General features: G+C 65.4%; 4 protein-coding genes and 1 pseudogene. 4 read left to right on the top strand and 1 reads right to left on the bottom strand.

What is annotated here, in order from left to right:
* Positions 1-167 precede the first annotated feature (167 nt).
* The 4 genes and pseudogenes from VMD50_RS11930 to VMD50_RS11915 all read left to right on the top strand — a co-directional run.
* Positions 168-593 (top strand): annotated as a pseudogene (locus tag VMD50_RS11930) (IS1380 family transposase); the annotation flags it as partial.
* A 341-nt stretch (positions 594-934) separates the two neighbouring features.
* Positions 935-1,369, top strand: coding sequence for a hypothetical protein (locus tag VMD50_RS11925; RefSeq protein WP_325427958.1), 435 nt, complete (start codon positions 935-937; stop codon positions 1,367-1,369).
* Positions 1,370-2,065 (top strand): hypothetical protein, encoded by a 696-nt coding sequence (locus VMD50_RS11920; protein ID WP_325427957.1) that lies wholly within the window; start codon positions 1,370-1,372, stop codon positions 2,063-2,065.
* A gap of 292 nt (positions 2,066-2,357) precedes the next feature.
* Positions 2,358-3,419 (top strand): alpha/beta hydrolase, encoded by a 1,062-nt coding sequence (locus tag VMD50_RS11915; RefSeq protein ID WP_325427956.1) that lies wholly within the window; start codon positions 2,358-2,360, stop codon positions 3,417-3,419.
* Between the two features lie 395 nt (positions 3,420-3,814).
* Here the strand turns inward: VMD50_RS11915 and VMD50_RS11910 are convergent.
* The coding region (locus VMD50_RS11910; protein WP_325427955.1) for an alpha amylase C-terminal domain-containing protein at positions 3,815-4,547 on the bottom strand (733 nt) is incomplete at its 5' end.

Raw genomic sequence — 4,547 nt, 5'->3', positions numbered from 1 at the left:
CGAGCGAAATGGGAATACGTCACCACGACCTATCCCCGCTACTTCGCTCATTGGGCACAGGTGACCGACCCGCTGATGATCAAGACGACAGGAGCCGTGTAACGGGAGACTGTTACGCACGGTTCTATGAGAGCCCGGGGTGCGATTCCCCCGGGCTACTCGACCCCGATGCGTTGTTTCCGGTGTGGCGCTATCACCCGTTTGTCACCAACTCCGAGTTGCCCACCGCCGAGGCCGACATCACTCACCGAAAGCACGCCATCATCGAAACCACCTTCGCCGACCTGATCGACGGCCCACTGGCTCATATCCCCTCAGGGCTGTTCGCGGCGAACTGCGCCTGGCTTTTCTGCGCGGTGATCGCGCATAACCTGCTGCGCGCCGCCGGGACCCTCGCTGGCGGTCACCAGGCCGTGGCCCGTGGCGCCACCCTGCGCCGCAACCTGGTCAACGTGCCCGCTCGCTTCGCCGCCCCGGCCCGCAAACCGATGCTGCACCTGCCAGCCCACTGGCCCTGGCAAACCGGATGGAAAACCCTGTGGGACAACGTCATCAGCTACCAATACCCGACTGCCCAACCCCGCGCCGCCTAACCCACCGACCAGACCCTGTCCACCCCGGCTATCCCAGGCCCGACCCAAGGAACCTCCCAACAAGGAAAAGCTGGTACAAGCCAGCCGATCACGCACGCGCCATCGCGCCGCCCCCGGCCGCACTTCAAGCCAACCGCGTCGACGACCACGCGAAATCACCGATCCACGGATCGAGGCTAAGGCCCCTGGTCGTTGTGATTGCCGTCACTGGCCCTGATTTCTTGCGCTGGAGCAACATATTTGGCTAGTGATCAATTCGAGGGCGCCGCAACAACGCATTCGAGCGTAGTTGAGATCTAAAATGTCAGCTAGAGCTCAGTTTTCGACGCAGGAGGCTCCACATGTCGATCCGACACGGGTTTCTGTTCGGCGACGACCGTGCGCCACAGGGCAATGCGCCGTCGTCCAGTGACGTGGCCGCGTCTCCAGCGGCCGTCTGGCCCGCAACCGGCGAGCGCAACAAAGCTTACGAGCAACCGCCAGTGGCGCAGCGCCTGTCGACGACCGGCGGGCTAGGTGATGAAACCGCCCACGGCGACGTCGAGTCGTACCGGCGTACGCAACAGCGATACGGCGGCATCCCGAGCGACATGGACGGCGGCATCACCAGCGCCGGCTATGCAGTGCCCACCCATGGTGACGAGTTCAGCACCACGGGCCACTTCCCCGACCCGACGGGCACGGGGGTCGGTATCGCCGGGGAGGACCACCTCGTCACCCGCAAGGGCACCCTGCCTCCGGGCACGAATGAGCAAAGCGCAGGAAAGGCAATCTAAATGGCGACACTCAACGCCGAGCAGCCTGGCGGCTGGCGCTACCAACCTGGAACACCTCTGCCGCAAGATGATTCACCAGCGCCGTTCACCATCAACGGATTAACGGAGCAACAGATAGCACAGCAACGCCAGGCCCAGGCAGCTGCAGCCGCCGCCCGCGGCGGCACCGCCGACCGGCTCTACGCCGGTCTGGTCAGCGTGGCGAGAATGCAAGCGGACCACAACGCTGCGGTGGACGCCAAAGCGAAGCGCCAGCCCAACTTTTACCCGCCGGAACGGGTAAAAGCCGAGGTCAACGGGGAGGAACCCGGCTCCGAGTCGGCGATCCTCATCGCGGCGATGAAGCAAGCCGTCGATGCGGCCGATCAGCCGGTCGATGTTCCGGTCATAGTGGCGCAGAGCAGGATTGACGAGATCCACAATGCCCTGGTCAACACCCACGGTGATGCTGCCCAAGAATCCAGAAATATCCGCACCCGCGATCGCGTCCTACGCAGGCTTCAGACAGCGGAAGATACCGCAGCCCGCGCCAGCATCGCCCGAGGCTCGGGGACGGTCGAGTTGCATCGGCGAGCCGCCTACCGGCACTGGCAGCAAAAGGCCCAGGAGCTGCTCGCCGACCGGGGCAGCGCTGGATCGACCAGCACATCCACCGCAGCCAAGGTCAGGGCCTCGATTACGGTATCGACCTCCTAGCTGGCGGGCATCGGGTTTGATGATGAGTGTGGCCAGGCTCCTGATGAGGAGCGTCAGCCGGGTTGCATGAAAACTTGGCCCTGCCGACAAATCGGCGGCGCCAGGGCTTGTCGCTAGAGGCTCGTCGCCAGAAGTTTCTGGTGGTGAGGCCCTGTTGCAGGCATGTCCCATTGATCTCGGATCAAATCGCGGTCGTTGATCGGTTTAAGCAGTTAAGACGTCAAGCTAAATGACGGGGATTGACGTCGAGATCGTGAGTCCGCCCCGGCTATAACGACGTAAGAGTGTTGGCATGACCGCATCCGTTACGGTCTTGGATTCGCCCCGGCCGCGCATCGGCGCAGCTAGGGCGCTGAAGCTGTGCAGGTACCCAAGGTACCCGGTCAGTGACGGCGCTCCGGTTGAGGTGATTGAGGATGGTCCGAGCATCGCGGGTCGGGTGGCCTGGCTGGGTGCTCGGCTCATCATCCGTCCGACGCTGGCAATCGGCAGCCACGTGCTGCATTTGCCTTGGCCGTGGGGCATCATCGACTTTGCCTCGCAGGCGCTGCTGCCCATCCCGGGCAGCGTCCGCGCCACCGTCGGTTTGCCGAACTGCACCGCGCAGCTCGTCCGGGCCAAGGACGTGCTGCCGGCTGACGGCACCCGCCGCATCGTGCTGTACATGCACGGCGGCGCGTTTTTGACCTGCGGGGTCCATTCGCACGGCCGGTTGACGACGATGATTTCGCACTACGCTGACGCGCCGGTGCTGGTGCCGAACTACAGGATGATCCCGAAACACTCGGTGGGACAAGCCAATCAGGACTGTTACGACGGCTGGCGCTGGCTGCGCAACCGGGGCTACGAGCCCGACCAGATTGTGCTGGCCGGAGACTCGGCGGGCGGCTACCTGGCGCTGTCGCTGGCCGAACGCCTCCTGGCCGAGGGCGAAGAGCCGGCCGCCCTGGTGGCGATGTCGCCGCTGATGCAGCTGGAGATGGATCCCAAGCAGGCGCACCCCAACATCCGCAGCGATGCGATGTTCCCGCCCAAGGCGTTCGACGCGCTGGTGAAGCTGATCGCGAAGCCCGCCGCGCGTCGCGTCGTCGACGGGGAGCCCGAGGACGTCTTCGAACCGCTGGACCGCATCGAGCCGGGGCTGCCGCGCACGCTGATTCACGTGTCCGGCTCGGAGGTGCTGCTCTACGACGCGCGGCTGGCGGCACGCCGGCTGGCAGCCGCCGGAGTGCCCGCCGAGGTGCGCGTCTGGCCCGGGCAGGTGCACGACTTCCAGCTGTGCGCGCCGCTGGTGCCGGAGGCCACACGGTCGCTGCGACAGATCGGCGAGTACATCCGCAAGGCCACCGGATAAGCGCCGACCCAAAGACCACGCCATGGGATTGGGGATCTTTGCGACCCTAGAACACGACCCGTGCAGGTGCCCGATACATCAGTGATTTCACGGGGCATGACCGCTTTAGGCCCGGCTGAGGCGCTGATCGGGGGTCGGTTGTGAGCGCTTGGACCTGCAAGCAGCGACGATTTTCGCACGGACGACGAGCCACAGCAGCGACTTTTTGGCCCTTCGAGTGGGCCCAGTCCGACGCACGGGCGACGGTTCCCCGGCGCACGCACCGCGAGGGTGCGGATCACCAGAGCGTGGGCAGGGACTGACCGACGAACCGCCCGTGTCGAAGCGATGTGCGAGCGGCCAGCCAGCGCAGTTTCCGCCACCTGGGCAGGTGCCTGGCCGGACGGGGCCCCGTGCTACCCCTCGTGCGCCAGCCAGACGACACTCAATGGGGGAAGCGTCATCGAGGCCGAGTACTGCAGGTCGTTCCAGCCGATCGGCTCTGCGGTGAGATCGCCGACGGTGACGCCGCTGCCGCCGAACTGGATGGCGTCGGTGTTGAGGATCTCGACCCACCGACCCGGCCGGGGCAGCCCGACCCGATGGTGGTGCCGGACCACGGGGGTGAGGTTGGCGATACACGCCACGACCCGCTGGTCGGTCACCGGGAACCGGACGAACGACAGCACGCTGTGGTCTGCGTCGTTCGGGTCGATCCAGCGGAACCCCGGCCAATCGAAGTCCTGCTCCCAGAGGGCCGGCTCGTCGCGGTACACCGCGTTAAGTTCCCGGACCAGACGTTGGACCCCGGCGTGCTCGGGATACTCCAGCAGGTGCCAGTCCACGCTGGCGTTGTGCCGCCACTCGTCGTTCTGGGCGATCTCGCCACCCATGAACAGCAACTGCCGTCCGGGATGGGCCCACATCCACGCCAGCAGCGCCCGCAGGTTCGCGAACTGCTGCCAGCGGTCCCCGGGCATCTTGGCCAGCAGCGAACCCTTGCCGTGAGCGACCTCGTCGTGGCTGAGCGGCAAGATGAAGTTCTCGTGGAACGCATACAGCAACGAGAATGTGAGCTCGTGGTGGTGGAACCGGCGATGGACCGGATCCTTGCTGAAGTACACCAGCGTGTCGTTCATCCAACCCATG

Origin of the sequence: Mycobacterium sp. (assembly GCF_035506235.1) — a bacterium.
Classification (GTDB): domain Bacteria; phylum Actinomycetota; class Actinomycetes; order Mycobacteriales; family Mycobacteriaceae; genus Mycobacterium.
The sequence above is the reverse complement of the archived record's forward strand: the minus strand, read 5'-3'. Positions and strand labels throughout refer to the sequence as shown.

What these genes read in the sequence shown, in the direction of transcription:
- VMD50_RS11925 (WP_325427958.1), top strand. Translation starts at nt 935, where the DNA reads ATGTCGATCCGACACGGGTTTCTGTTCGGCGACGACCGTGCGCCACAG.
- VMD50_RS11920 (WP_325427957.1), top strand. Translation starts at nt 1,370, where the DNA reads ATGGCGACACTCAACGCCGAGCAGCCTGGCGGCTGGCGCTACCAACCT.
- VMD50_RS11915 (WP_325427956.1), top strand. Translation starts at nt 2,358, where the DNA reads ATGACCGCATCCGTTACGGTCTTGGATTCGCCCCGGCCGCGCATCGGC.